At 60.7% G+C, this 24,545-nt stretch carries 23 protein-coding genes; 10 read left to right on the forward strand and 13 right to left on the reverse strand.

Annotation, left to right across the window (positions count from 1 at the left end; translation table 11 throughout):
• Positions 1-51: 51 nt before the first annotated feature.
• The 4 genes from ACTG4B_RS03205 (at position 52) to ACTG4B_RS03220 (ending at position 5,804) form a co-directional block, all read left to right on the forward strand.
• Positions 52-2,331, forward strand: a complete 2,280-nt coding sequence (locus tag ACTG4B_RS03205) for an NADP-dependent malic enzyme (protein ID WP_439154243.1) — start codon at positions 52-54, stop codon at positions 2,329-2,331.
• Positions 2,324-3,127, forward strand: a complete 804-nt coding sequence (locus tag ACTG4B_RS03210) for a hypothetical protein (RefSeq protein WP_439154336.1) — start codon at positions 2,324-2,326, stop codon at positions 3,125-3,127. Before ACTG4B_RS03205 ends, ACTG4B_RS03210 begins: the two co-directional genes overlap by 8 nt.
• A 182-nt stretch (positions 3,128-3,309) precedes the next feature.
• Complete coding sequence (locus tag ACTG4B_RS03215; RefSeq protein ID WP_439154244.1) at positions 3,310-5,202, forward strand: propionyl-CoA synthetase; 1,893 nt, start codon at positions 3,310-3,312, stop codon at positions 5,200-5,202.
• A 53-nt stretch (positions 5,203-5,255) separates the two neighbouring features.
• Complete coding sequence (locus tag ACTG4B_RS03220) at positions 5,256-5,804, forward strand: CIA30 family protein (protein WP_439154245.1); 549 nt, start codon at positions 5,256-5,258, stop codon at positions 5,802-5,804.
• Between the two features lie 7 nt (positions 5,805-5,811).
• Here ACTG4B_RS03220 and ACTG4B_RS03225 read toward each other — a convergent pair whose 3' ends face one another.
• Positions 5,812-6,576: an NAD kinase gene (locus ACTG4B_RS03225; RefSeq protein WP_439154246.1), complete on the reverse strand. Its 765-nt coding sequence runs from the start codon at positions 6,574-6,576 to the stop codon at positions 5,812-5,814.
• A 187-nt stretch (positions 6,577-6,763) separates the two neighbouring features.
• Between ACTG4B_RS03225 and glyA the strand changes: the two genes are divergently transcribed.
• Complete coding sequence (gene glyA / locus ACTG4B_RS03230) at positions 6,764-8,059, forward strand: serine hydroxymethyltransferase (RefSeq protein ID WP_439154247.1); 1,296 nt, start codon at positions 6,764-6,766, stop codon at positions 8,057-8,059.
• Between the two features lie 43 nt (positions 8,060-8,102).
• On the opposite strand, the gene ACTG4B_RS03235 is transcribed toward glyA, so the two are convergent.
• Complete coding sequence (locus tag ACTG4B_RS03235) at positions 8,103-8,471, reverse strand: hypothetical protein (protein WP_439154248.1); 369 nt, start codon at positions 8,469-8,471, stop codon at positions 8,103-8,105.
• 78 nt (positions 8,472-8,549) lie between these two features.
• Here ACTG4B_RS03235 and ACTG4B_RS03240 point away from each other — a divergent pair, with 78 nt between their 5' ends.
• Both ACTG4B_RS03240 and ACTG4B_RS03245 read left to right on the forward strand, forming a co-directional pair.
• Positions 8,550-9,287, forward strand: coding sequence for an alpha/beta fold hydrolase (locus ACTG4B_RS03240; protein WP_439154249.1), 738 nt, complete (start codon positions 8,550-8,552; stop codon positions 9,285-9,287).
• A 70-nt stretch (positions 9,288-9,357) separates the two neighbouring features.
• Positions 9,358-9,471 carry an entericidin A/B family lipoprotein gene (locus ACTG4B_RS03245; protein WP_439154250.1) on the forward strand — a complete coding sequence of 38 codons (114 nt, stop codon included), beginning with the start codon at positions 9,358-9,360 and terminating at the stop codon, positions 9,469-9,471.
• Between the two features lie 273 nt (positions 9,472-9,744).
• Here ACTG4B_RS03245 and ACTG4B_RS03250 read toward each other — a convergent pair whose 3' ends face one another.
• From ACTG4B_RS03250 to ACTG4B_RS03285, 8 genes are all read right to left on the reverse strand, one after another.
• Positions 9,745-10,059 (reverse strand): TraR/DksA family transcriptional regulator, encoded by a 315-nt coding sequence (locus ACTG4B_RS03250; RefSeq protein ID WP_439154251.1) that lies wholly within the window; start codon positions 10,057-10,059, stop codon positions 9,745-9,747.
• An 89-nt stretch (positions 10,060-10,148) separates the two neighbouring features.
• Positions 10,149-11,231 carry a phospho-N-acetylmuramoyl-pentapeptide-transferase gene (mraY, locus tag ACTG4B_RS03255; protein WP_439154252.1) on the reverse strand — a complete coding sequence of 361 codons (1,083 nt, stop codon included), beginning with the start codon at positions 11,229-11,231 and terminating at the stop codon, positions 10,149-10,151.
• 11 nt (positions 11,232-11,242) lie between these two features.
• Complete coding sequence (locus tag ACTG4B_RS03260; RefSeq protein ID WP_439154253.1) at positions 11,243-12,673, reverse strand: UDP-N-acetylmuramoyl-tripeptide--D-alanyl-D-alanine ligase; 1,431 nt, start codon at positions 12,671-12,673, stop codon at positions 11,243-11,245.
• Positions 12,670-14,157 (reverse strand): UDP-N-acetylmuramoyl-L-alanyl-D-glutamate--2,6-diaminopimelate ligase, encoded by a 1,488-nt coding sequence (locus tag ACTG4B_RS03265; RefSeq protein ID WP_439154254.1) that lies wholly within the window; start codon positions 14,155-14,157, stop codon positions 12,670-12,672. Before ACTG4B_RS03265 ends, ACTG4B_RS03260 begins: the two co-directional genes overlap by 4 nt.
• Positions 14,158-14,171: 14 nt before the next feature.
• On the reverse strand, positions 14,172-15,956 hold the full coding sequence (locus ACTG4B_RS03270; RefSeq protein ID WP_439154255.1) for a peptidoglycan D,D-transpeptidase FtsI family protein: 1,785 nt from the start codon (positions 15,954-15,956) through the stop codon (positions 14,172-14,174).
• A complete protein-coding gene (gene ftsL / locus ACTG4B_RS03275; protein WP_439154256.1) occupies positions 15,953-16,312 on the reverse strand; it encodes a cell division protein FtsL in 360 nt (119 codons plus the stop codon). The genes ACTG4B_RS03270 and ftsL overlap by 4 nt, the downstream gene beginning before the upstream one ends.
• Positions 16,312-17,286, reverse strand: a complete 975-nt coding sequence (gene rsmH / locus ACTG4B_RS03280) for a 16S rRNA (cytosine(1402)-N(4))-methyltransferase RsmH (protein ID WP_439154257.1) — start codon at positions 17,284-17,286, stop codon at positions 16,312-16,314. The genes ftsL and rsmH overlap by 1 nt, the downstream gene beginning before the upstream one ends.
• A 9-nt stretch (positions 17,287-17,295) precedes the next feature.
• Positions 17,296-17,790 carry a division/cell wall cluster transcriptional repressor MraZ gene (locus ACTG4B_RS03285; RefSeq protein ID WP_439154258.1) on the reverse strand — a complete coding sequence of 165 codons (495 nt, stop codon included), beginning with the start codon at positions 17,788-17,790 and terminating at the stop codon, positions 17,296-17,298.
• A 658-nt stretch (positions 17,791-18,448) separates the two neighbouring features.
• Between ACTG4B_RS03285 and ACTG4B_RS03290 the strand changes: the two genes are divergently transcribed.
• Positions 18,449-19,075 (forward strand): SOS response-associated peptidase, encoded by a 627-nt coding sequence (locus ACTG4B_RS03290; RefSeq protein WP_439154259.1) that lies wholly within the window; start codon positions 18,449-18,451, stop codon positions 19,073-19,075.
• Here the strand turns inward: ACTG4B_RS03290 and ACTG4B_RS03295 are convergent.
• Positions 19,072-19,554: a GNAT family N-acetyltransferase gene (locus tag ACTG4B_RS03295; RefSeq protein WP_439154260.1), complete on the reverse strand. Its 483-nt coding sequence runs from the start codon at positions 19,552-19,554 to the stop codon at positions 19,072-19,074. The two genes, ACTG4B_RS03290 and ACTG4B_RS03295, sit on opposite strands and share 4 nt — an antisense overlap.
• Entirely contained in the window at positions 19,551-20,624 is a 1,074-nt protein-coding gene (locus ACTG4B_RS03300) for an Mrp/NBP35 family ATP-binding protein (protein ID WP_439154261.1), read from the reverse strand. The genes ACTG4B_RS03295 and ACTG4B_RS03300 overlap by 4 nt, the downstream gene beginning before the upstream one ends.
• A gap of 254 nt (positions 20,625-20,878) precedes the next feature.
• On the opposite strand from ACTG4B_RS03300, the gene ACTG4B_RS03305 reads away from it, so the two are divergent.
• Positions 20,879-21,094 (forward strand): DUF1127 domain-containing protein, encoded by a 216-nt coding sequence (locus tag ACTG4B_RS03305; protein ID WP_439154262.1) that lies wholly within the window; start codon positions 20,879-20,881, stop codon positions 21,092-21,094.
• A 356-nt stretch (positions 21,095-21,450) separates the two neighbouring features.
• Positions 21,451-22,047: a LysE family translocator gene (locus ACTG4B_RS03310; protein ID WP_439154263.1), complete on the forward strand. Its 597-nt coding sequence runs from the start codon at positions 21,451-21,453 to the stop codon at positions 22,045-22,047.
• 45 nt (positions 22,048-22,092) lie between these two features.
• Here ACTG4B_RS03310 and ACTG4B_RS03315 read toward each other — a convergent pair whose 3' ends face one another.
• On the reverse strand, positions 22,093-24,483 hold the full coding sequence (locus tag ACTG4B_RS03315; RefSeq protein ID WP_439154264.1) for an ATP-dependent helicase: 2,391 nt from the start codon (positions 24,481-24,483) through the stop codon (positions 22,093-22,095).
• Between the last annotated feature and the right edge of the window lie 62 nt (positions 24,484-24,545).

Genomic DNA, 24,545 nt, shown 5'->3' on the forward strand with positions numbered 1-24,545 from the left:
CCCTTGCGGAATGAAAATGGTTTAACGTTAAACCATATCCTGGAGTGACCCATGGCAGACGAAACAGCAAACAGCCAACGGCAGGCCGCCCTTGACTATCACCAGTTCCCCAAGCCGGGAAAACTGGAAATTCGCGCGACGAAACCTCTGGCGAACGGCCGTGACCTGTCCCGCGCCTATTCCCCCGGCGTCGCCGAGGCCTGTCTCGAAATCAAGGCCAACCCCGACACCGCCCGAGACTATACCACGCGCGGCAATCTGGTGGGCGTTGTCACCAATGGCACCGCCGTCCTTGGCTTGGGCAATATCGGTGGGTTGGCGTCCAAACCGGTGATGGAAGGCAAGGCGGTTCTGTTCAAGAAATTCGCCAATATCGACTGTTTCGATATCGAACTGAACGAACCCGACCCTGAAAAGCTGGCCGAAATTGTCTGTGCGCTGGAACCCACATTCGGCGCGATCAATCTGGAGGACATCAAGGCCCCCGACTGTTTCATCGTCGAAAAGATCTGCCGCGAACGCATGAACATCCCCGTCTTTCACGACGACCAGCACGGCACCGCCATTGTCGTGGGGGCTGCGGCCACCAACGCACTGCGGGTCGCAGGCAAGAATTTCGAAGACATCAAGATCGTAAGCACCGGTGGCGGTGCGGCGGGGATCGCCTGCCTGAACATGCTGCTGAAACTGGGGGTCAAACGCGAAAACGTCTGGCTGTGCGATATCGAAGGGCTGGTTTATCAGGGCCGCGCGGCGGACATGACACCGCAAAAAGCGGCTTATGCCCAAGGCACGACACCCGCCACGCTGGACGACGTGATCGCCGGGGCGGATCTGTTTCTTGGGCTGTCAGGGCCGGGCGTCCTGACACCCGATATGGTCGCCAAAATGTCCGATGTGCCAATTATATTCGCGTTGGCCAACCCCAACCCCGAAATTGACCCCGACGCCGCCCGCGCGGTGAACCCAAATGCCATCATCGCCACCGGCCGCAGCGATTTTCCCAATCAGGTCAACAACGTGCTGTGCTTTCCGTTTATCTTTCGCGGGGCGCTGGACGTGGGTGCCACCGACATCAACGACGCGATGAAAATCGCCTGTATCGAGGGCATCGCCGCCCTTGCCCGCGCCACCACCAGCGCCGAGGCCGCCGCCGCCTATCAGGGCGAAAAACTGACCTTTGGCGCCGATTACCTGATCCCCAAACCATTTGACCCACGCCTTATGGGGGTGGTGGCAAGCGCCGTGGCGCAGGCCGCGATGGATACCGGCGTGGCGATCCGGCCCATCGCCGACATGAAGGTTTACAAGGCGAAACTCGACGGGTCCGTCTTCAAATCCGCGATGATAATGCGCCCGGTGTTCGACGCTGCCCGCAGCACCGCCCGCCGTATCGTCTTTGCCGAGGGCGAAGATGAACGCGTGCTGCGCGCATCCCAGGCGATCATGGAAGAAACCACCGACACACCCATCCTGATCGGTCGTCCCGATGTGATCGCCCAGCGCTGCGAACGCGCGGGCCTGAAAATACGCCCCGGCGTGGATTTTTCGATCGTGAACCCCGAAAACGATCCGCGCTACCGCGATTATTGGGAAACCTATCACAGCCTGATGGCCCGCAAGGGTGTTACCCCCGATCTGGCCAAGGCGATCATGCGCACCAATACAACTGCCATCGGCGCCGTCATGGTCCACCGCAACGAGGCCGACAGCCTGATCTGCGGCACGTTCGGGCAATTCCTGTGGCATCTGAACTATGTCACGCAAATCCTTGGCACCGCCGATCTGCATCCGGTAGGCGCGCTTTCACTGATGATCCTCGAAGACGGTCCTCTCTTCGTGGCCGACACGCAGGTGCACCCCGAACCGACCCCCGAACAGATCGCTGACACCGCGATCGGGGCGGCACGCCACGTGCGCCGCTTCGGAGTGGAGCCGAAAATCGCGCTTTGTTCGCATAGCCAGTTCGGCAATCTCGATTGCGACACCGGCCGCCGGATGCGCGCAGCAATGGAGATCCTTGACAGCGCACCCCGCGATTTCGCCTACGAGGGCGAAATGCATATCGACACTGCCCTTGATGTCGACCTGCGCGCCCGCGTCTTCCCCGAGGCGCATTTGCCAGGTGCGGCCAACACGCTCATCTTTGCCAATACCGATGCGGCTTCAGGCGTGCGCAACATCCTGAAAATGAAAGGCGGCGGCCTCGAGGTGGGGCCGATCCTGATGGGTATGGGCAACCGATGCCACATCGTTACGCCTGCGATCACCGCGCGGGGCCTGCTGAACATGTCCGCGCTCGCCGGAACACCGGTTGCGCATTATGGATGAGGTGCAGAGGCCTGTCTTTCTATGCTTCAAATGGGGTAAGGGGTATCCCTGCAAGTATACCAACATCCTGTTCCGTGCACTGTCAGATCTGGTGACGACGCCATTTCGCTTTATCTGCCTGACAGACGACCCCGTCGGACTGGCGAAAGGCATTGAAACGCAACCGATCCCCCCGTTCCGTATGGACCAATCTGATTGGCACAAAGGTATGTGGCCCAAACTCTCGGCCTTTGCGCCGGGTATCGCCGCCCCCGGCACGCCAGTTATCATGATGGATGTCGATGTGGTGGTCCTGCGCGACCTGACCCCTATGATCGACCGCCTGCGCGCCCAGGGCGGCCTGCATATCATGCGGGAAATTCCAGATACCTTACCACGCCTGTTTCCCTCCATCTTTGGCAAGCCACTGCTGTCCAATTCCTCGGTCGTTGGCTTCATCGCCGGCACCCAGAACCACATATTCGAAACCTTCCACGACAAGACCTATGCCGAGGTGCAAGAGTTAAACAACGATCAGGACTACATCCACCATCATGCAAACGACCGGCAGTGCTGGCCCGAGGGCTGGATCCTGAGTTTCAAGAAAAGCCTCGTCTTTCATTTCCCGGTCAATCTGGTGCGCCCGATCCGACGTCCCGAAAACAGCTATGTGGTGATCTTTCACGGCACCCCAAACCCAGAAGACGTGACCAAAGGCCCCTTCAAACGCTGGGGCACACCCGAAAAATTCGGCTTTTTCCCCGTCAAATGGATCAAGGACTACTGGGCGCGCTATTCCCGCGACACCGACCGCTAGGGTCAGCCCCCCTTCTTCTGTTCAAAAATACCTTCGGGGTGCGGGGCAGACAGCCCCGCTGGCCGCAGGCCACCGTGACTGTGTAAACCAATTTACAACTCTGCCCGTGATGCCTGCACTCAGGCTTGCCCCCCTGCCCGAAACCCGCGAAAACATTTCCAACACCGTGAGGGAGGAATACCATGGGTTACGCAGACGTATACGCCGCCGCACAGAAAGACCCCGAAGGGTTCTGGATGGAACAAGCCAAAGCCATCGACTGGGTGACCCCGCCGACACACGCGCTCGATGACAGCCGCGCACCACTTTATGAGTGGTTCACCGATGCGACGGTCAATACCTGCTATAACGCCGTGGACCGCCACGTGGAAAACGGCCGCGCCGATCAGGCCGCCATCATCTACGACAGCCCGATCACCGGGACAAAGGCGCAGATCACCTTTGCCGAACTGAAAGATCAGGTCGCGTCACTGGCGGGCGCGTTGCGCGACAAGGGCGTGACAATGGGCGACCGGGTGATCATCTACATGCCCATGGTCCCCGAGGCGCTGGTCGCCATGCTGGCCTGTGCGCGTCTGGGTGCGATCCATTCGGTCGTCTTTGGCGGGTTTGCGGCGCATGAACTGGCCGTGCGGATCGACGATGCCACCCCCAAGGCGATCATCGCCGCATCCTGCGGGATCGAACCGGGGCGCATCGTGGCCTATAAGCCCCTGATCGACGGCGCAATCGACATGGCCAGCCATAAACCCGATTTCACCGTGATCCTGCAACGTGACCAGCAGCCATGCGATCTGGTCCCGGGCCGTGACCACGACTGGCACGCGGTGCAGGACGGTGTCACCCCTGCCGACTGCGTCCCCGTGCCCGGCAACCATCCGGCCTATATCCTCTATACCTCTGGCACGACTGGCGCACCCAAGGGCGTGGTGCGCCATACTGCGGGACATCTGGTCGCGCTGAACTGGACGATGAAGGCGATCTACAACGTGGACCCCGGCGATGTCTTCTGGGCCGCGTCCGACGTGGGGTGGGTCGTGGGCCATTCCTATATCTGCTACGGCCCGCTGATCCACGGCAACACCACCGTGGTGTTCGAAGGCAAGCCTGTCGGCACCCCCGATGCGGGCACCTTCTGGCGGGTGATTTCCGAACACAACGTGCGGTCGTTCTTTACGGCCCCCACCGCATTCCGCGCGATCAAACGCGAAGACCCGCAGGGCGAATTGATCAAGGATTACGACATTTCCTGCCTGCGCGCGCTTTATCTGGCGGGCGAACGGGCCGACCCCGACACGATCCAATGGGCACAACGTATTCTGGGCGTGCCGGTCTATGACCACTGGTGGCAGACCGAAACCGGCTGGACCATCGCAGGCAACCCTGCGGGGATCGAACCCCTTCCAGTCAAGATCGGATCGCCCACAGTGGCGATGCCCGGCTACGACGTGCAGATCCTCGACGAGGCCGGACACCCGGTGCCCCCCGGCACGCTGGGCGCCATCGCCATCAAGCTGCCCCTGCCCCCCGGCACGCTGCCCACCCTGTGGCACGCCGAGGACCGTTTCGTGAAATCCTATCTGACCACATTCCCCGGCTATTACGAAACCGGCGATGCGGGCATGATTGACGAAGACGGCTATCTCTACATCATGGCGCGCACCGACGACGTCATCAACGTGGCCGGTCACCGCCTGTCCACCGGCGCCATGGAGGAAATCCTGGCCAATCACCCCGATGTCGCCGAATGCGCCGTGATCGGGGTAGGTGACGCGCTCAAGGGGCAGTTGCCCATGGGGTTTGTCTGCACCAACAAGGGCACGACCAAGACCGACGCCGAAATCGTCGCTGATTGCATCCGGATGGTCCGCGAAGACATTGGCCCGGTCGCTGCCTTCAAGCTGGTCGCCGTTGTGGACCGCCTGCCCAAAACCCGTTCTGGCAAGATCCTGCGCGCGACGATGGTCAAGATTGCGGACAGTCAGGATTTCAAGATGCCCGCCACGATTGATGATCCGGCCATCCTGGACGAAATCCGCACGGCCCTGAAACCGCTGGGATATGCACAGGACTAGGGCTTGCGCGGGGCGGTGGGTGTCTTATCTGTTTTCCATGAGGGGGAAACAGGATGCGCCACCACTTTATCGCCCTGCTCGCGCTGTTTCTTGGCTTCGCAGGGCCTGCAATGACACAGACAGCCATGGCTGATTACACCCCGCCCCCGCCCGAAAAATCGACCTACCTGAGCGATCAGGTCATGGGCGGCGTCAGCGAAGGGTCGGCACAGTTGGAAGGCCGCGGCGCGGATGCCTATTTGCACCTGCAAGGCGACGTCAGCACGCAAAACCGTGGTGGTTTCATCCAGACGCGCGTTGACCTGACCGATCCGATCCCCGCAGATGCAACAGGCATCGTCCTGCGGGTGCGCGGCAACGGCGAAGATTACTTTGTCCACTTGCGCACGCGGGGGACGGTATTGCCCTGGCATTTTTACCAGGCCGCCTTTGCAACCAGCGACGACTGGACCGAAGTCCGCATCCCCTTTGACGCTTTTGCAGCCTCGGGCCGGTTCATGCGCAAAGCCCTGCGCCCCGAGGCGATTACCAGCCTTGGGTTCGTCGCCTATGGACGCGAACATCGGGCTGACCTGTCGGCGCGCTGGGTCGGCATTTACTGATCACGGGTCAGGCGAACTGTTCGCGGATCAGCCGTTCCTCTAGTCCATGACCGGGATCGAACAGGATGCGGTGCGCGATACTGGGTTCCGACCGGATTTCAACGCTGACGACGTTGCGGACTGATTCACCATCGGCATCGGCCATCACCGGACGCTTTTCCGCCTCGATCACGTCAAAGCGAACGACCGCCTGTTTCGGTAAAAGCGCGCCGCGCCAGCGCCGTGGCCGGAACGCGGACATCGCCGTCAGCGCCAGTACATCCGACCCGATCGGCAGGATCGGCCCGTGGGCCGAATAGTTATAGGCCGTGGACCCCGCAGGCGTCGCCACCAGCGCCCCGTCACAGACCAGTTCCGGCATCCGCAGCTTTCCATCGACGGAAATCCGCAGCTTGGCGGCTTGCGGGCCGGCGCGCAGAAGTGACACCTCGTTGATGGCCAAGGCATGATTGATTTTGCCGTCTGCGGTAACGGCTGTCATGGCCAGCGGGTTGATCACCTCTTCCGCGGCCTCGTCCAGCCGGTCCAACAAGTCATCGGCGTGGTATTCGTTCATCAAGAACCCGACCGTGCCGCGGTTCATGCCATAAACCGGGACGTTCAACGCCTGGGTCTCATGCAGCGTTTGCAACATGAACCCGTCCCCCCCCAGCGCCACGATCACATCCGCCGTTTCGGGCGGCACATCGCCGTAGCTGTCGCGCAACTGCGCCATTGCCGTTTGCGCAACAGGGACCGGACTGGCGGTAAAAGCGATCTTGCGGCGTGGCATCGGCAGAAATTCCTTTTGTTCCGATAAGTTGTGGGATGATCGCAGCCGAAACGCAAGTCGTGCATAAGAAACATGCATGACGCGCTCATAAACATCATGGTCGTTTTGGACCTTTAGAACATGGGGTTCATGGGGTATGACAGCGCCAGTTTTTCTGCCACACGCACCTTGCAAGGGGAATGCACCCATGAACGTCACTGTCCGCGACAACGGCTTTTTCACCGAAACACTGGAAACCCGCGACCCTGTGTTGCACGCAGCCATTCAGGCCGAACTGAAACGCCAGCGCAAAGAGATCGAGCTGATCGCCTCGGAAAACATCGTATCGGCCGCCGTGATGGAGGCGCAGGGCAGCGTGATGACGAACAAATACGCCGAAGGCTATCCCGGCAGGCGGTATTACGGTGGCTGCGAACATGTGGACGTGGCCGAAAATCTGGCCATCGACCGCGCAAAGGAAATGTTTGATTGCGGTTTCGCGAACGTGCAGCCCAATTCCGGCAGTCAGGCCAACCAGGGCGTGTTCACGGCGCTGCTTCAACCCGGCGACACGATCCTTGGGATGTCGCTGGATGCAGGCGGCCACCTGACCCACGGTGCCAAGCCCAATCAGTCGGGCAAATGGTTCAACGCCGTGCAATATGGCGTGCGCCAACAGGACAACCTGTTGGATTATGACGAGGTCGAACGCCTTGCGACCGAACACCAGCCCAAGATGATCATCGCTGGCGGGTCCGCCATTCCGCGCATCATCGATTTTGCCAGAATGCGCGAAATCGCCGACAGCGTGGGGGCCTATCTCCTGGTCGATATGGCGCATTTCGCAGGGCTTGTGGCGGCGGGACTGTACCCATCGCCTTTCCCCCACGCACATGTGGCGACAACAACCACCCATAAAACCCTGCGCGGCCCGCGTGGCGGCATGATCCTGACCAATGACGAGGCGCTGGCAAAGAAATTCAACTCGGCCATTTTCCCCGGCATTCAGGGCGGCCCGCTGATGCATGTGATCGCCGGCAAGGCCGTGGCATTCGCCGAGGCATTACGCCCCGAGTTCAAGACATATCAGGCGCAAGTGATCAAGAATGCGCAGGCGCTGGCCGATCAGCTGATGAAAGGCGGGCTTGATATCGTCACCGGCGGCACTGACACCCATGTGATGCTGGTCGATCTGCGGCCCAAGGGCGTGAAAGGCAACGCAACCGAAAAATCGCTGGGCCGCGCGCATATCACCTGCAACAAGAACGGCATTCCGTTCGATCCTGAAAAACCGACCGTGACATCCGGTATCCGGCTTGGGTCGCCTGCGGGCACCACGCGGGGCTTTGGCGAACCGGAATTCCGCCAGATCGCCGATTGGATCGTCGAAGTCACCGAAGGTCTGGCCGCAAATGGCGAAGACGGCAACGGTGCCGTCGAAGAAAAAGTCCGCGCCGAGGTCGAGGCGATGTGCGACCGCTTTCCGATCTATACCAACCTTTGATCAGACAGGTAGGGTGGGTCATGGCCCACCCTAAACGCCGACGTCAGATAAAGCCGCGCTGCACCAGCACAAACAGCGTCACCGCGAATGCGACTATCAGCGCGAATGCAATCGACGCCGTGATATTCAGAATGCGCGTCCACATTTGCGCCTTTGGATCAAGGCCTTGCAGATAATCCACAATGTTCCGGTGGGCGCGGCTGATTTTGTCATGGTTGATCATGCGGGCCAATTTCGGGTTATCGCCCAAGGCCGACGTGTCCAGCAGATAAAGGATATCGCGCCGTACCGCGCGCGGCAAAAGCCGCCCTGCCCTGCGATACTGCACATGCAGGTCACGGCCCCTGATTCGCAACTGGCTGCGCATCAGGGTACTGATCTCGGCAATCTTGTGGTTCAGCCCGTTATCCATGATCGGGCGATTAGTGGTGTTTGCGTCGCCACTCAATCCCTCTGGCATCTGGCGGGCGCAAAGGGTTAGAACAGATGCATGTTGAACACGGTTAACCATCCAGGCCCCGACACCACGCCACTTCTGATAGCCCATGGGTTGTTCGGATCGGCACGCAACTGGGGCGTGATCGCAAAGCGCCTGTCAGAGAAGCGGCCCGTCATTGCCGCCGACATGCGCAACCATGGGGGCAGCCCGTGGTATGACAGCAATTCCTATGACGACATGGCCGATGATCTGGCGCAACTGATGGACAGGCCCGTGGACGTGCTGGGCCATTCCATGGGTGGCAAGGCAGCGATGGTGCTGGCGCTGAAATATCCGCAAAAGGTGCGCCGACTGATCGTGGCCGATATCGCACCGGTGGTCTATACACATACGCAAATGGGCCCGCTGAACGCGATGCGCGGCGTTGATCTGGCCGCGATTGAAAACCGCAGTGATGCGCGCGCGGCTTTGGGTGATCTGGAACCGGGGGTCGCCGATTTCCTATTGCAAAGCCTTGATATGAAAGATCGGCGCTGGCGGCTGAATCTGGATGTGCTGGCCACCCAAATGGACAAGATCCTTGGCTTTCCCGAAGTGGCCGGGCATTTTGACGGGCCGGTGCTGTTCTTGTCCGGTGGTGCGTCGGATTACGTGCAACCTGCGCACCGGCCGACAATAAAGGCGCTTTTTCCAAAAGCGCGCTTTGCGAAAATTCCCGGTGCGGGCCATTGGCTACACGCCGAAGAACCCCGTGCATTCACGGCAACCGCCGCCGCATTTCTTGATTGAGCCATGCCAGACTTGCAGCTGCTGAAACCAAAGCATACGATCGACACCAACCACTCAAAAGGACAGACACATGATCAGATTTCTTGCCATTGTAGCCATTCTCAGCCTGACAGCCTGCGAGACAGTCAAGGGCGTCGGCAAAGACATCAGCAACGCCGGCACCGCCATCGACAGCGCGCTGTGATCTGACGCCTTCGGGAAAACCGCAGCCGGCAAAGGCTGTGGTTTCCCGGCCGCCTGAAAGACACGCCGATCCGATGAAAGGGTCAGGCGCAATGCCTGTACGGCGTCGATACCCTGGCGGGGGCGTGACCCTATACAATCGGTGAGGTCATGAAAACAGCCAGACACACGCCCCCAAGAACAAACAAGAATGCATACGGAAGATACGTCATCTCAGGCTCCATCATGATGCGACAAAGCTGATACGTGGTATCGTTCCATTTCCGTCGCGCGTTCAGACAGCGCAATCCTTGCACAGCGGCGTAGCGGGCAACAATTCCAGCCGCGCGTCCGATATTTGTTCTCCGCATTGCACGCAGACGCCGTAGGTGCCATTGCTGATCCGGTCAAGCGCAGCATCAATGCGCCGCAATTCGTCAAGTTCCTTGTTTCCCAGCGCCTCCAGCACGATATCGCCCTGCCGCTCCGACGAACGATCCTCCCAGTCTTTGGTCGGGGTCTCGTCCAGTTGGTCTTCGATCTCTTGCAGATCGCCCGTAATCTCGGCCCGGCGGGCCAACAGTATCTGTTTCTGGGTTTCGACGTTCATCACCGTGCCTCCTTGCAATTTGCACGAGGATTGCGCGGCACGGCGCCTCTTGCCTTGATTTGGGTCAATGGCGTTGGCTTTGATCCGACCTAGCGCACTTTCAGCGTTGCCAATCCGATCATCGCAAGGATCAGCGAGATGATCCAGAAGCGGATCACAATCTGGGGCTCGGCCCATCCCTTTTTCTCATAATGATGGTGGATCGGCGCCATCAGAAAGACCCGCTTGCCGGTGCGCTTGAAATAGAGAACCTGTACAATGACCGACAGGGCCTCGACAACGAAAAGCCCGCCCACAATGGCCAGCACGATTTCATGCTTGGTGGCCACGGCAATCGCCCCCAATGCCCCGCCCAGTGCCAACGACCCGGTGTCGCCCATGAACACGGCCGCAGGCGGCGCGTTATACCACAAAAACCCAAGCCCTCCGCCGATCAAACCCATGCTGAAGATCAGTATTTCACCGGTTTGCGGCACGTAGTGCACATCCAGATATTCGGTGAAATCGGTGCGCCCCACGGCATAGGCAATCACCCCGAACGTCCCCGCCGCAATCATCACCGGCATGATCGCGAGCCCGTCCAGCCCGTCGGTCAGGTTCACCGCATTGGCCGCCCCCACGATCACGATGATCGCAAATGGCACGAACAGGATGCCAAGGTTGATCAGCGTATTCTTGAAGATCGGCAGCGCCAGCTGGTTGGTCAGATCGTCAGGGTGATAGGCCGCCGCCCAATAGCCCGCGATCCCTGCAATCAAAATTCCCAGCAATATCCGCACCTTGCCGGAAACGCCTTTGGTGTTTTGCTTGGATACCTTGGCATAATCGTCGGCGAAACCGATGGCGGCAAAGGACAGGGTTACGAACAGGACCATCCAGACGAACGGGTTATCCAGCCGCGCCCATAGCAAGGTCGATGTCGTCAGCGCACCGACGATCAGCAGCCCCCCCATGGTCGGCGTGCCCGCCTTGATGAAATGCCCCTCGGGGCCGTCACCACGAATGGGCTGGCCCTTGCCCTGCCGTCTGCGCAACACATTGATCAGGGGCGGGCCAAAGATGAACCCGAACAACAGCGCCGTCATAAAGGCCCCGCCCGCCCGGAACGTGATATAGCGAAAGAGATTGAAAAAATCGCCGCCATCCGAAAGCGCGGTCAGCCAGTAGAGCATGTCAGAAAACCTTATTCTTCGTAGGAGCGGCGATGCCCCAGTTTGCGGATGGCGTCAACGACCAGACTGATCTTGCTGCCTTTCGATCCCTTGACCAGCACGACATCGCCGGTGTCCACCAACCGCGACACCTGTCCGACCAGTTCTGCGGCGGTTGGTGCCCATTGGCCGCGCTGCCCTTTGGGCAGGGCCTGCCACAAATGCTGCATCAGTGGTCCGGCACAATGGATCAGGTCTAGCGATTGCAGATGCGGGTTGGCGGCCATGCCACGATGCATCGCGACCTCATCAGGGCCCAATTCCAGCATATCGCCCAGTATTGCGATGCGCCGCCCCTTCATGATCCGGCCCACGTTGTCGGTGGGCGTCCCTGCGGCCACGACCTCCAGCGATGCGGCCAGCGATGTGGGGTTGGCGTTGAACGCGTCGTCGATCAGATCGAGCGTTTCGGTCTCGATTGCGCGGTCGATCACGATCACCTCGCGGGTGCCGCGGCCTGCGGGTGGCACCCAGGTTGCGATATCCAGCGATGCGGCGACCGGATCAGCGCCCAGCGCTTCGGCCACGGCCAGCACGCCAACCGCGTTCATCGCGAAATGCCGCCCCGGAACGGACAGTTTAAACAGGTAGTCCTGACCGGCGTGGCACGCTGCAATCACCGTGACGTCGCCGGATAGCCGGACATTTCCCACCGTCCAGTCCGCCCCGGTTTCCCCGAACAGCACCTGCCGCGCGTCGGTTTGCACAGCATGGTCGCGCAAGATGCCTGCCGTTTCGATATCGGCGTTCAGAACAGCCACCCCGCCCGGTTCCATCCCGTCCATGATCGCGGCCTTTTCATGGGCGATCCCCGCCAGATTGTCGAATGACGCCAGATGCGCCGCCGCCACCGTCGTGATCATCGCCACATGCGGGCGCGCCATGCGCGACAGGGGCGCGATTTCGCCGGGATTGCTCATTCCGATCTCGATGATCGCATAATCGCTGTCGGCGGGCATCCGCGCCAAGGTCAGCGGCACACCCCAATGGTTGTTGTAGCTGGCCTCGGCGGCGTGGCATTGGCCCTGTCGCGACAGCACAGCGCGCAGCATTTCCTTGGTCGAGGTCTTGCCGACCGATCCGGTGATTGCGGCCACACGTGCCTGGGTGCGCGCACGCGCCGCGATGCCCAGCGTCTCCAGTGCGGCCAGAACATCGGGCACGATCAGCAGCGGTGCGTCATCGGCCACATCGGCAGGGCGATGCGTGACCAGCGCAGCAGCAGCACCGTTCTCCAGCGCCCGTGCGACAAAATCATGCCCGTCGCGCACGTCTTTCAACGCCACGAACAAATCACCGGATTGCAGGGTCCGGGTGTCGATAGACACACCCGTTGCCTGCCAATCTTTCGTGGTTTGGCCACCGGTCGCCGCAACCGCATCGGCAGAGGTCCAAAGTGTCATATCTTTCCCTCAAGTGCGGCAACGGCAACGCTGGCCTGTTCCACATCATCAAAGGGCAGCACGCTGTCGCCCACGATCTGCCCTGTTTCATGACCCTTGCCCGCAACCAGCAGCGCGTCACCGGGGGCCAGCATGTGAATTCCACGCAAGATCGCCTCTGCCCGGTCGCCGATTTCCGTGATATTATCCGTGCCACCCGCATCAACGGCACCAGCCATGACGGCGGCGCGAATCGCGGCGGGGTCTTCGCTGCGGGGGTTGTCATCGGTCACGATGACCACCTCGGCGTGCCGGGCCGCAGCCGCCCCCATCAGCGGGCGCTTGGCGGTGTCGCGGTCGCCCCCCGCCCCCACGATCACAATGATCCGGCCCATCACATGCGGGCGCATCGCCTGTAGCGCGGTTTCCACCGCATCAGGCGTATGGGCATAGTCAACAAACACCGCCGCCCCGTTTTCACGTGTCGCGGCCAGTTCCATACGCCCCCGCACCGTGCCCAGCGCCGGTAGCGCATCGAACACATCGTCTGGAACGGCACCTGCGGCAATCACCAGCCCTGCCGCCAGCAGCACGTTATCGGCCTGAAAGCCGCCGATCAGGTTCAGCCGCACCTGTCGGGGTGTGCCCTGCCATGTAAACAAAACATCCTGCCCGGTCGCATCAAACCGCTGGCCGGTCAGACGTAATCTTGCCCCGCTCGCACGGCCAACGCCGATGACTTCCTGCCCGCGTTCTGCGCATATGGCCGCCACTTGGCTGCCCTTGGGGTCGTCACGGTTGATCACCGCAACACCGTCTTCGGACAGGACGCGCGTGAACAGGCCCATCTTGGCTTGGAAATAGGCATCGAACGTGTGGTGATAATCCAGATGATCCTGGGTGAAATTGGTGAAACCCGCAGCTGCCAGCAACACGCCATCCAGCCGCCGCTGATCCAGCCCGTGACTTGACGCCTCCATCGCGACATGGGTCACGCCGTTGCGCGCGGCCTCGGCCAGAACGCGATGCAGGGTGATAGGTTCCGGCGTGGTATGTTTCAGCGGATGCGCCCACGCACCTTCAACGCCGGTGGTGCCGAGGTTGACGCCGGCAATTCCCATTTCCTCCCATATCTGGCGGCAAAAGGTGGACACGGATGTCTTGCCGTTGGTGCCGGTCACCGCCACCACCGTCGCCGAATGCGGCCCGAACCAAAGCGACGCCGTCTGCGCCAGCGTCTGGCGCGGGTCTTGCGCGACGATGACGGCGGCGGTCGTGCCCGACAATGCATCGGCGGCCAGTGTGGCGCCTTGCGCATCGGTCAGGATCGCGCCTGCGCCCTTGTCCAATGCCGTCTGGATATAGGCCGCACCATGCATCTGCGTGCCGGGCAAGGCTGCAAAAAGATACCCCTGCCGCACATCGCGACTGTCTACCGCCAGTCCCGTGACCTGCGCCTCGGCCCCGCCTTGCGCCGTCAGCCCCAGTTCCGCCAGTGTCTTCATCGCCCAGTCCCCGCCTAATTCGAGGTGAGTGTTACACCGACGGGTTGGGGGGTGTCCACGTGTGGTCTGAGACCAAGCAGCGGCGCCATTCTACGGATCATTTCAGCCGCGACAGGTACGGCAGTCCAGCCTGCGGTGCGGCGCGGTTCGGTGCCGGTGTTTTCAGACGGCTCGTCCAGCGTGACGATCAGCACATATTGTGGATCATGGGCCGGAAAGGCCGTGGCAAAGGTGGCGATGACCTTGTCGTCATAATAGCCGCCCCCCGCCCTGCGCGGCTTGTCCGCCGTGCCGGTCTTGCCGCCAACCGCATAGCCGGGAATTTCCCCGAAAGAGGCCGTGCCGCGCACCACCACCTGCCGCAACATGCCCATCGCGATGCGGCTGACCTCTGGGCTGACGATACGCGGCCCCCGCACGGCGTTTTCCATCCGCAGCAGCGTGGGTTCGACCCGCGTGCCGCCATTCAGCAGCGACGCATATGCGGTTGCAAGATGCAGTGGCGACGACGACAGGCCGTGCCCGTAAGATATTGTCATTGTTGATATTTCGGACCAGTTCGCTGGCAACAGCGGCGTGCCTGTCGGGGCCTCGGCCAATTCGACCGGGGTGGGTTCAAGCAACCCCATCGCGCCAAGAAATGCCCGCTGCCGGTCCGCGCCGATCTGCATTGCGATGCGGGCCGTCCCGATATTCGAGGAATGCACGATCACATCCTCGGTGCTCAGTTCGGGGCCGTAGTTGCGAAAGTCGCGAATACGGAACCGGCCCCAGGTCAACGGGCCTTGGGTGTCGATCATGGTATCAGGGGCGACAAGGCCCAGTTCAAGGGCCTGCGCAATCGTGAAAATCTTGAAAACGGACCCCAGTTCATACACCCCTTGGACCGCGCGGTTGAACAGCGGGCTGTCGGACTGATCCCCCGTTGTTGGCGCATGAGGCCGGTTGTTGGGGTCGAAATCGGGCAGCGACACCATCGAAATAACCTCGCCGGTGTGAATATCCATCAGGACCGACGTGGCACCCTTGGCGTTCATGATCGACATGCCACCGGCCAGCACCTGTTCGGCGGCCGCCTGCACCGTCAGATCAAGCGACAGTTGCAGTGGCGCGCCTTCGTTGGCTGGATCGCGCAAATAGGCGTCAAACTGGCGCTCCACGCCCGCCACGCCGATGACTTCGGCACTGGCGACACCTTCGCGGCCATAGCTGGCACCGCCAAGGATATGTGCTGCAATCGGGCCGTTTGGATACAACCGCATCTCGCGCGGACCAAACAGCAGGCCGGGTGACCCGATATCATGGACCGCCTGCATCTGTTCGGGGCTGATCTGGCGTCTGATCCACAGGAAACGCCGGTCGCCGGTGAAATCGTCCAGCAGCTCCGCCTCGTCCAGTTCGGGGAAAATCGCGGCCAGACCGCGCGCGGCATTTCCGGGGTCGATCATGTCGCGCGGGTGGGCATACAGTGAATGGGTGGCAAGGTTGGTCGCCAGAATACGCCCGTTGCGGTCCACGATGTCCGACCGCTGCCCGATGATGGGATTGCCCACAGTCGTGGCGCGCGGTTCTTCCGGCACGGAAGAGGCCAGTGTCCCCATCCGACCCCCGATCACGACAAAGGCACAGAAAAACGCAAGCCCCAGCACCAACAGCCGTCCTTCGGCGCGCTGGCGGGTCTTGTCGGCCATCGCCTCGTGCCGCTTGCGCAGATTTTCGGCGGCGATGACATCGGGGTTTTCACCCTTGGCGCGGGCCTTGAGGATTCGCGCCAGCGGGCGCAGGGGGGTGCGGGTCATAGCGGATCCTCCCAGTCATCAAAGGCTTCGCTGGACAACTCGATCGGGTTGATGATCGGTGAAATGGGAGGCAAGGGATAGATGATATGATCGACCTGGCCAAAGGCGTCAGGCATCAGCGGCAGAAGGCCCAGACGGTCAAAATTCAAATCCGCCAGATCCGCCAGCCGGTCGGGCCGGTTCAGATAGGCCCATTCGGCACGCAGGATATTCAGCCGTTCATGCGCCGCCCCGATCTCTGCGTGCAACTGGCGCACCTCTTTCAGCGCTGCCTGCGTCTTGTAGTTTTCTTGATAGGCCCAAAAGGCCAGCCCCATGACTGCAAACGCGGACAACACGTAAAGAAAGCCGCGCATCATCTGCCCCCTTTCATCATCGGCATCCCCAGCGATGCCGGATCAATCGGTTCGGCAGGCGCATCGGTGCGGATCGCAACCCGCAGCTTGGCCGACCGCGACCGGGGGTTTTCGGATAATTCCTGTGCGTCCGGGCCAATTGCCTTGCGTTTTTCGATACGAAACGCCGGGGTGATCTGTTCGGTCGCAGGCGCGTACCGGTTGGCGTTGGGCACATTGCCCGACCGTGCCTGCAGAAACCGTTTGACCATCCGGTCCTCGACCGAATGAAACGTGACAACGGCCAGTTGCCCGCCGGGTTTCAGCGCACGTTCTGCGGCCATCAGCCCCTCGGCCAGTTCGCCGTATTCGTTGTTCACCGCGATGCGCAGCGCCTGAAAGGTCCGCGTTGCGGGGTGGCTTTGCCCCGGTTTCTGGCGTGGCAGGCAGGATGCCACCACAGTGGCCAGTTCCAATGTCGTCGTCAGCGGTCGCGACGCGACGATCGCTCGCGCGATCCGGCGCGATGCGCGCTCCTCGCCATAAAGATATATGATATCAGCCAGTTCGGCCTCGGTCGCGGTATTGATCAGATCAGCGGCAGAGGGGCCGGATTGCGACATGCGCATATCCAGCGGCCCCTCGCGCATGAACGAAAAGCCGCGTTCGGCCAGATCAAGCTGCATGGAACTGACACCAAGATCCAGCACCACACCATCCAGATCGGTGCCGTATTCGTCCAGCCGTGAAAACGTGCCTTCGACCATGCGGATCCGGTCGCCATACTCGGCGGCCCAGTCGGCAGCCATTTCAAATGCCAGCGGATCACGGTCAACCGCGATCACCTGATCGGCGCCTGCGGCCAGCAGCGCGCGGGTATAACCGCCCGCGCCAAAGGTGCCATCAAGCCAGACGCCGAAAACGGGTGAAACAGCATCGATCAGTGGGCGGATCAGGACGGGGATATGTGGTGCGGGGTCTGCGGCAGCTGACATCATTGCCCCCTATTCGTCCAGCAGGATAAGCGGATCGAAACCATCGCCTTGCGCGGCAAGCCAATCGTTCAGGTCATCAGCGATTTCGGCGGTATAGGTCTCGGCTTTCCAGATCTCGAAGTGGTCACCAAGGCCACTGAACTGCAAATCGCCTTCGGTAATTCCCAGTTTCTGGCGTTGTTTGATGGGCATCACGGTGCGGCCATCCTTATCGACATCCAACTTGATGGATTGCCCGATGATCAGGCGCGACAGTTTTTTCTTGCTGTCGGACCCGCGCGGCAGCGCGTTGATCTGGGCCACGACCTTGTTGAATTCATCAACCGTGTAGCCGTGCAATTCATTTTTCAGGTGATCACCATACAACAGATACATCCGCGGGCTTAACCCCGGGGTCCATTCGGGATCGCCGGCTTCGAGGACACGACGAAAATCGGCCGGGATCGACATGCGCCCCTTGCCGTCCACCTTTTGGGTGTGTTCGCCTGTGAAACTGAGAACCACTGTCCCTTGGCCCTTCTTAATAACCGCCCCCGAAATCGTCTGTCTGAATGTGAAAACGGCGGATTGCGCTGCTGCCACTGCACAATCCGCCGCCCTCGTCCCATTTCTGGGAAAGTCCGACTGCGCGTGCCACCTGGGGGGATGTCTGCTCGCTCACGCGCCGGATCTGGTCTTGGTAAAGACGAAGCCTGTATGAAACCTGGCTTTGCCGGTTGGGGTTCTATGCGCCCCGATTTGAAGTCTTGTTCGCCCTTACCGTGAAACAGTTGTGGCACCACTTGGCCATTCGATCAACAATTTTTTGGGATTACATGGAACCTTATGGCAAAAAACAGAGTACTTGCGTGGTGCATCTGGGCAATTACAGTAAAATTTGGCATATTTGTAGCGGAATGATCTTTTGCAGGGACTAAATGTAGTTATCCAGCTGCATGTTCAGAAAATTCCCAAAAAATCCCGGTTTTCATTGCTCAGACCGGGCGCCTGGCTATGAAATTGCAGAAATCACGGTGCTTTCATCATCTGAATTAGCCAAATCTTGCCATGATGTGATTCGTTTTCCATGCCGATTCCATGTTTTCCCGACGGCGGGAAGAGACTTGCAGGCGGCAAGCTGTGACGGCATCATCGCCGGGGCGACGGGCAAAAGGGCCGGACCATGTGCAATCTTTATTCGATGACCAAGGGGCAGGCGGCGATCCGGGCGCTGTTCGACGAGATCACAGATGAAACCGGCAATTTGCCCGCCCTGCCCGCGATCTACCCCGATCAATCTGCACCGGTCGTTGCAAATACCCCTGACGGTCCGACCTTGCGTATGATGCGCTGGGGGATGCCCTCGCCCGCGTTCGCGCTCAAAACCCGCAACGCGGACAAGGGCGTGACCAATATCCGCAACACCGCGTCACCCCATTGGCGCAGGTGGCTGGGACCGGACCATCGTTGTGTCGTTCCCTTCACCGCGTTTTCGGAGTTCCAGAAAGGCGTCGGTCCGCGCTGGTTCGCGCTGGACGACAGCCAGCCGCTCGCGTTTTTTGCAGGGATCTGGACCAACTGGACATCTGTGCGCAAGGTCAAGGAAGGGCAGACGAACGACGATCTGTTCGGCTTTCTGACCACCGACGCCAACGGCGTGGTCGCGCCGATCCACCCAAAGGCCATGCCGGTGATCCTGATCTCACCCGAGGCAATCAAGATGTGGCTGACCGCGCCCCGAGAGCAGGCGCTGCGCCTGCAGCGCCCACTGCCCGACAGGATGCTGACGCTGGCGGAGGGACCGATCTAAAGCCGCTTGTGCATCACATATGCTGAGACCATGCCTTTGGATGGATGGTCGAATGCGTCGGGGATTGTGCCAACGATGGCGAATCCCAGCCGCTGCCAAAGCCGAACGGCCCCGTCGTTACTGTCCAGAACAAAGTTGAATTGCATCGCGGTATAGCCCAGCGCGCGGGCCTCTTGCTGGCTATGGTCGCACATGCGCCCCGCCAGCCCCTGACCGCGTGCGGATGGCGCCACGATATATCCGCAGTTGCAAATATGTGCACCACCGCCGGGCTGGTTCGTCTTGATATAATACGTCCCGACAATACCGCCCGCACCTTCGGCGACATAGGTGGCACGTGCGGCTGCCATCCAATAGACGCGCGCATCATCCTTGCTGATCGCGGGGTCGACGGCATAGGTCGTGCCGCTGCGGAATACCTCGCGCAACAAGGGCCAGATCGCATCGAAGTCCGCCAGTTCTGCCTGGCGGATGATCACGCCATGCCGCCGTCGATGAACCGGCGTGCCAGTTGCCGATAGGCATCGGCCATCGGCCCGTCACCTGCCGCAATCGGCGTGCCTGCATCGCCGGCCAGCCGCGTGTCCAGGTCAATAGGCAAGGCGCCCAGAAACGGCACGCCGATCTTGCCCGCCTCGGCGGCGACACCGCCATGGCCAAAGATTTGCGTTTCGGTCCCGCAAGAGGGGCATATGAATGTGGACATGTTTTCGATCAGCCCAAGAACCGGCGTGTTCAGTGTGTTGAACATATCCAGCGCCTTGCGCGCATCCAGCAGCGCCACGTCCTGCGGCGTGCTGACCACAACCGCGCCAGTCAACTGGGTTTTCTGGCACAGCGTCAGCTGAACATCGCCCGTGCCGGGGGGCAGATCGACGATCAGCACGTCCAGTTCGCCCCACTGCACCTGCCCCAGCATCTGCTGCAACGCGCCCATCAACATGGGACCACGCCAGACGACGGCCTTGTCGGGGTCCATCATCAGCCCGATGGACATCATCGTGACACCGTGCGCCTGCAAGGGAATGATGATCTTGCCGTCCGGGCTGGCCGGACGTTTGGACACACCCATCATGCGTGGCTGGCTGGGGCCGTAGATATCTGCATCCAGAAGGCCGACGCGACGCCCTTCGCGTGCCAGCGCCACGGCGAGGTTTGACGACACAGTGGATTTACCCACACCGCCCTTGCCCGATCCGATGGCAAGGATGCGGTCAACACCTGCCACCCGTGCCGGTCCCGCTTGCGGGGTCGGATGGCGGCCAACCTTCAGCGATGGCGGTTCCGGCGCCTTCGGGGCCGGACCATGCGCCGTCAGGATAACAGAGACGGTATCAACCCCCGGCAAGGCCGCGATGATCTGCTCGGCGGCTTGCCGAACACCTTCCATCTTTGCCGCCTCTGCTGGGGTCGGCGCCTCGATCACGAAACGCACGGTGGTGCCCTCGATCGTAAGGGCGCGGACCATGTCACGGGACACGATGTTATCGCCACCAGGCAATGTGAGTCGGGACAGTGCGCCTAATATTTCATCACGGGTGACGGGCATTGCACGGGCTCCTTTTCGCATTGCGCCTTAATTACGGTCAACATTTGGCACGTTTTGGGCAAAGCGCAAGGCAAGCAGGACAGATGGTGCAAAATGTAACAATTGGATGACTTTAGGTCAGCATCGCTTATGCAGTTTCTGCATAGCAGCATTGACCAATCGTCCATTGTGCAATCGCAGCATAATCATACATCTTGGTCACAACAGCAGCGGCAAGGGCCGCACAAGCAGACACAAGATAGAAAGAACAACCGATGACATATCAAACCGAAACAGCCGCTGGCGGGTTCGCATTTGGTGACCGGATCGCCGCGCTGCGCGCATCACTGGCCGACCGTCGCGCCAAATACAAGATCTACAGCACAACCCTGCGTGAACTGAACGGTCTGTCAGACCGCGATCTGGGCGATCTGGGCCTGAGCCGCAGCATGATCAAGGGTTTGGCGATCGAAGCCGCCTACGGCAAGTAATTCAAGGATCGGGTCGGTCACCTCCTCCCTGAAGGACCGATCTGAAACGACCGGGGCTCCGCCTCCTCCCTGAGAGCCCGGTCATCAATAAGGTGGTGGCATCCATCCTCCTCCCGGATGCCACCACTTTAGACGGAATTCGGAACCGCCCACCTCCTCCCGGGTTGGAACCGATCATACCGCAGGCCGCGCTCACCTCCTCCCGAGCAACGCCAGCGAGGACGCGCCCTGCTTCTTCTCCTCCCGAGACGCAGGGGGGCGCCGATCATAAGAAACGGTCATGCCCACCTCCTCCCGGGCATGGCCGTTTTTTTGTATCTGGCGCATGGCGAAACAGGGCGGCATAAGCTGCGGTCATGACTTATGAAATCCTTTTGGCCCTTGTCGGCTTTGCCTTTGCCAGTTCGGTCACACCTGGGCCGAACAACCTGATGTTGCTGGCATCGGGCGCGAATTACGGGCTGCGCCGGACGGTGCCGCATATGCTGGGCATCTCGCTGGGCCATGCGTTCATGGTGGTTATGGTCGGCATCGTGTTGTTGCAGATTTTCGTGACATATCCTGTGCTGAACATCGCGCTAAAGGTCGTCAGCGCGGCCTATATGCTGTGGCTGGCGTGGAAAATCGCCAATGCGGTCCCGCCCGAGGCAAAAACCGTAACAGGTAAGCCCTTTACCTTCCTGCAGGCCGCAGCATTCCAATGGGTCAACCCCAAGGCGTGGTTCATGGCGATCACCGCGATCAGCGCTTATGCGCCGCAAGACCGTGGCATATTGGTCGGATCATTGATCGTCGCGGGGGTTTTTGCAGCAACCAACCTGCCATCGGTTACGGTCTGGGCGTGGATGGGTGTGCAGGTGCGTCGCTGGCTAGGAACGGCGGGCCGGTTGCGGGTGTTCAACGTGACGATGGCGGTGTTGCTGGTGGCGTCACTTTGGCCGATGCTGGCGTAGGGCGGGTGCAACCCCCCCCCGGCAGGCGGGTTGCACCCGCCCTACCTAAAACGGCACATCATCCGCCGCGTCAGCATTGGTCACGAACCGCGCGACCACGTGTTTTGACCCGGCTTTTTCGAATTCAATGACCAGTTTGTCACCCTCGATCCCCATGACCTCTCCATAGCCGAATTTCTGATGAAACACCCGGTCACCAATCGTAAAGGCCGACACCGCGTCCAGATCGATCGTCATGTTACGCGCCTCGGATGGCATCGACATGCCCCGCTGTGCACCGCGCGATTGCAGGCGCCGCCAACCGGGCGAGTTGTAGACATCCGCGTCATGCGCCTTTTGATGCAGGTCAGACGACGCCGCCCCCATGATCGCGGGCGATGCGCTCGCCGCCATGCCGGCAGCCCCATAACCACCGCCGTAAAGTCCGGGGGGTGTCAGAACCTCTACGTGTTTCTCGGGCAGTTCATCGATAAACCGCGAGGGCATTTGCGACTGCCACTGTCCATAGACGCGCCGGTTGGCGGCAAATGAAATCGTGCACAGCTCCTCCGCCCGGGTGATGCCGACGTAGGCAAGCCTGCGTTCTTCTTCCAACCCCTTCAATCCGCTTTCATCCATCGACCGTTGGCTGGGGAACAACCCGTCCTCCCAGCCCGGCAGGAAAACGGCGGGAAATTCCAGCCCCTTTGCCGCGTGCAGGGTCATGATGCTGACCTTTTCGCCCGCCTCTTCGGTTTCGTTGTCCATGATCAGGCTGACATGTTCGAGGAACCCTTGCAGGTTTTCGAAATTTTCCAGCGCCTTGACCAGCTCCTTGAGGTTTTCCAGCCGCCCCGGCGCCTCTGGCGTCTTGTCATTCTGCCAGAACCCGGTGTAGCCGCTCTCGTCCAAAATCATCTCGGCCAGTTCAACGTGCGTGTCTTCTTCGGCCCTTACCTGCGCGTGCCAGCGGTCAAGACCTGCGACCAGAATGGTCAGTTCCTTCAGCCCCTTACCGCCCAGCAGCTTGCCCTGACAGACCAACCGCGCGCCTTCGACCAACGACACCCCGTTGGTCCGCGCGGTGCGCTGGATCGTCTGGACAGCCTTGTCGCCAAGGCCTCGCTTGGGGGTGTTGACGATGCGTTCAAACGCCAGATCATCGGCCGGCGACACCGCCAGCCGGAAATAGGCCATGGCATCGCGGACTTCCATACGTTCGTAAAACCGTGGCCCACCGATCACGCGATAGGGCAGACCGATAGTCAGGAACCGGTCCTCGAACGCGCGCATCTGGTGGGATGCGCGCACAAGGATTGCCATGCTGTCCAGCCCCATCGGATCGCGTCCACGGGTGCCGCGCTGTGCCGCCTCAACTTCCTCACCGATCCAGCGGGCCTCTTCCTCGCCGTCCCAATGGCCGATCAGGCGAACCTTTTCGCCCTCTTTCACTGACGTGAACAGCGTCTTGCCCAACCGCCCCTTGTTGGCGGCAATCACACCGGATGCAGCGGCAAGGATATGCGGGGTCGAGCGGTAATTTTCTTCCAGCCGGACCACATGCGCGCCAGGAAAATCCGCCTCGAATCGCAGGATATTGCCCACTTCTGCCCCGCGCCAGCCATAGATCGACTGGTCATCGTCGCCCACGCAGCAGATGTTCTTGTGCGACGCCGCCAGCAGGCGCAGCCAAAGGTATTGGGCGACGTTGGTATCCTGATATTCGTCCACGAGGATATAGCGGAACCAGCGTTGGTATTGCCGCAGCACATCCTCGTGTGTCTGGAAAATCGTCACCACATGCAGCAGGATGTCACCGAAATCGACGGCGTTCAGTTCCAGCAGGCGGCGCTGGTAGGCGGCGTAAAGTCCAACCCCTTTTTGGTCGAATGCCCCCGCATCCGCCGCAGATATCTTGTCGGGCGTCAGCGCCTTGTTTTTCCAGTTGTCGATAATCCCGGACAGCATCCGTGCGGGCCAGCGTTTGTGGTCGATCCCCGCAGCCTCGATCAGTTGTTTCATCAGGCGGATCTGGTCGTCGGTATCAAGGATGGTAAAGTTGGATTTCAGCCCGGCCAGTTCGGCATGACGGCGCAGAAGCTTTGCACAAACCGAATGGAACGTGCCTAGCCACGGCATCCCTTCCACTGCGTCACCCAGATGCGCACCGATCCGGTGTTTCATCTCGCGCGCGGCCTTGTTGGTGAATGTCACTGCCAGAATTTCATGCGGGCGCGCGGTGCCGGTGGCCAGCAAATGTGCGATCCGGCTGGTCAGCGCCTTGGTCTTGCCGGTGCCAGCACCTGCCAGCATCAGGACCGGGCCCTGCAATGTCTCCACCGCCTCGCGTTGTGCCGGGTTCAGCCCATCAAGATAGGGCATCGCCGGGCGCGCCATGGCGCGCTGGCTCAGCGGGACGGCCGCCTCGAATGCATCTTCGTCGGAAAAACTACTCATAAAGGTAAACATAGCGTCAATCGACACCAAGGAAAAGGCTTGTTCTTCTTACGTTCCCCGCG

The sequence above is a fragment of the Yoonia sp. genome (assembly GCF_965660735.1).
Lineage (GTDB): Bacteria > Pseudomonadota > Alphaproteobacteria > Rhodobacterales > Rhodobacteraceae > Yoonia.

Excerpts from the sequence above, each read along its gene's own strand:
- ACTG4B_RS03205 (WP_439154243.1), top strand. The coding sequence starts at position 52 with ATGGCAGACGAAACAGCAAACAGCCAACGGCAGGCCGCCCTTGACTAT.
- ACTG4B_RS03210 (WP_439154336.1), top strand. The coding sequence starts at position 2,324 with ATGGATGAGGTGCAGAGGCCTGTCTTTCTATGCTTCAAATGGGGTAAG.
- ACTG4B_RS03215 (WP_439154244.1), top strand. The coding sequence starts at position 3,310 with ATGGGTTACGCAGACGTATACGCCGCCGCACAGAAAGACCCCGAAGGG.
- ACTG4B_RS03220 (WP_439154245.1), top strand. The coding sequence starts at position 5,256 with ATGCGCCACCACTTTATCGCCCTGCTCGCGCTGTTTCTTGGCTTCGCA.
- ACTG4B_RS03225 (WP_439154246.1), bottom strand. The coding sequence starts at position 6,576 with ATGCCACGCCGCAAGATCGCTTTTACCGCCAGTCCGGTCCCTGTTGCG.
- glyA (WP_439154247.1), top strand. The coding sequence starts at position 6,764 with ATGAACGTCACTGTCCGCGACAACGGCTTTTTCACCGAAACACTGGAA.
- ACTG4B_RS03235 (WP_439154248.1), bottom strand. The coding sequence starts at position 8,471 with ATGGATAACGGGCTGAACCACAAGATTGCCGAGATCAGTACCCTGATG.
- ACTG4B_RS03240 (WP_439154249.1), top strand. The coding sequence starts at position 8,550 with ATGTTGAACACGGTTAACCATCCAGGCCCCGACACCACGCCACTTCTG.
- ACTG4B_RS03245 (WP_439154250.1), top strand. The coding sequence starts at position 9,358 with ATGATCAGATTTCTTGCCATTGTAGCCATTCTCAGCCTGACAGCCTGC.
- ACTG4B_RS03250 (WP_439154251.1), bottom strand. The coding sequence starts at position 10,059 with ATGAACGTCGAAACCCAGAAACAGATACTGTTGGCCCGCCGGGCCGAG.
- mraY (WP_439154252.1), bottom strand. The coding sequence starts at position 11,231 with ATGCTCTACTGGCTGACCGCGCTTTCGGATGGCGGCGATTTTTTCAAT.
- ACTG4B_RS03260 (WP_439154253.1), bottom strand. The coding sequence starts at position 12,673 with ATGACACTTTGGACCTCTGCCGATGCGGTTGCGGCGACCGGTGGCCAA.
- ACTG4B_RS03265 (WP_439154254.1), bottom strand. The coding sequence starts at position 14,157 with ATGAAGACACTGGCGGAACTGGGGCTGACGGCGCAAGGCGGGGCCGAG.
- ACTG4B_RS03270 (WP_439154255.1), bottom strand. The coding sequence starts at position 15,956 with ATGACCCGCACCCCCCTGCGCCCGCTGGCGCGAATCCTCAAGGCCCGC.
- ftsL (WP_439154256.1), bottom strand. The coding sequence starts at position 16,312 with ATGCGCGGCTTTCTTTACGTGTTGTCCGCGTTTGCAGTCATGGGGCTG.
- rsmH (WP_439154257.1), bottom strand. The coding sequence starts at position 17,286 with ATGTCAGCTGCCGCAGACCCCGCACCACATATCCCCGTCCTGATCCGC.
- ACTG4B_RS03290 (WP_439154259.1), top strand. The coding sequence starts at position 18,449 with ATGTGCAATCTTTATTCGATGACCAAGGGGCAGGCGGCGATCCGGGCG.
- ACTG4B_RS03300 (WP_439154261.1), bottom strand. The coding sequence starts at position 20,624 with ATGCCCGTCACCCGTGATGAAATATTAGGCGCACTGTCCCGACTCACA.
- ACTG4B_RS03305 (WP_439154262.1), top strand. The coding sequence starts at position 20,879 with ATGACATATCAAACCGAAACAGCCGCTGGCGGGTTCGCATTTGGTGAC.
- ACTG4B_RS03310 (WP_439154263.1), top strand. The coding sequence starts at position 21,451 with ATGACTTATGAAATCCTTTTGGCCCTTGTCGGCTTTGCCTTTGCCAGT.
- ACTG4B_RS03315 (WP_439154264.1), bottom strand. The coding sequence starts at position 24,483 with ATGAGTAGTTTTTCCGACGAAGATGCATTCGAGGCGGCCGTCCCGCTG.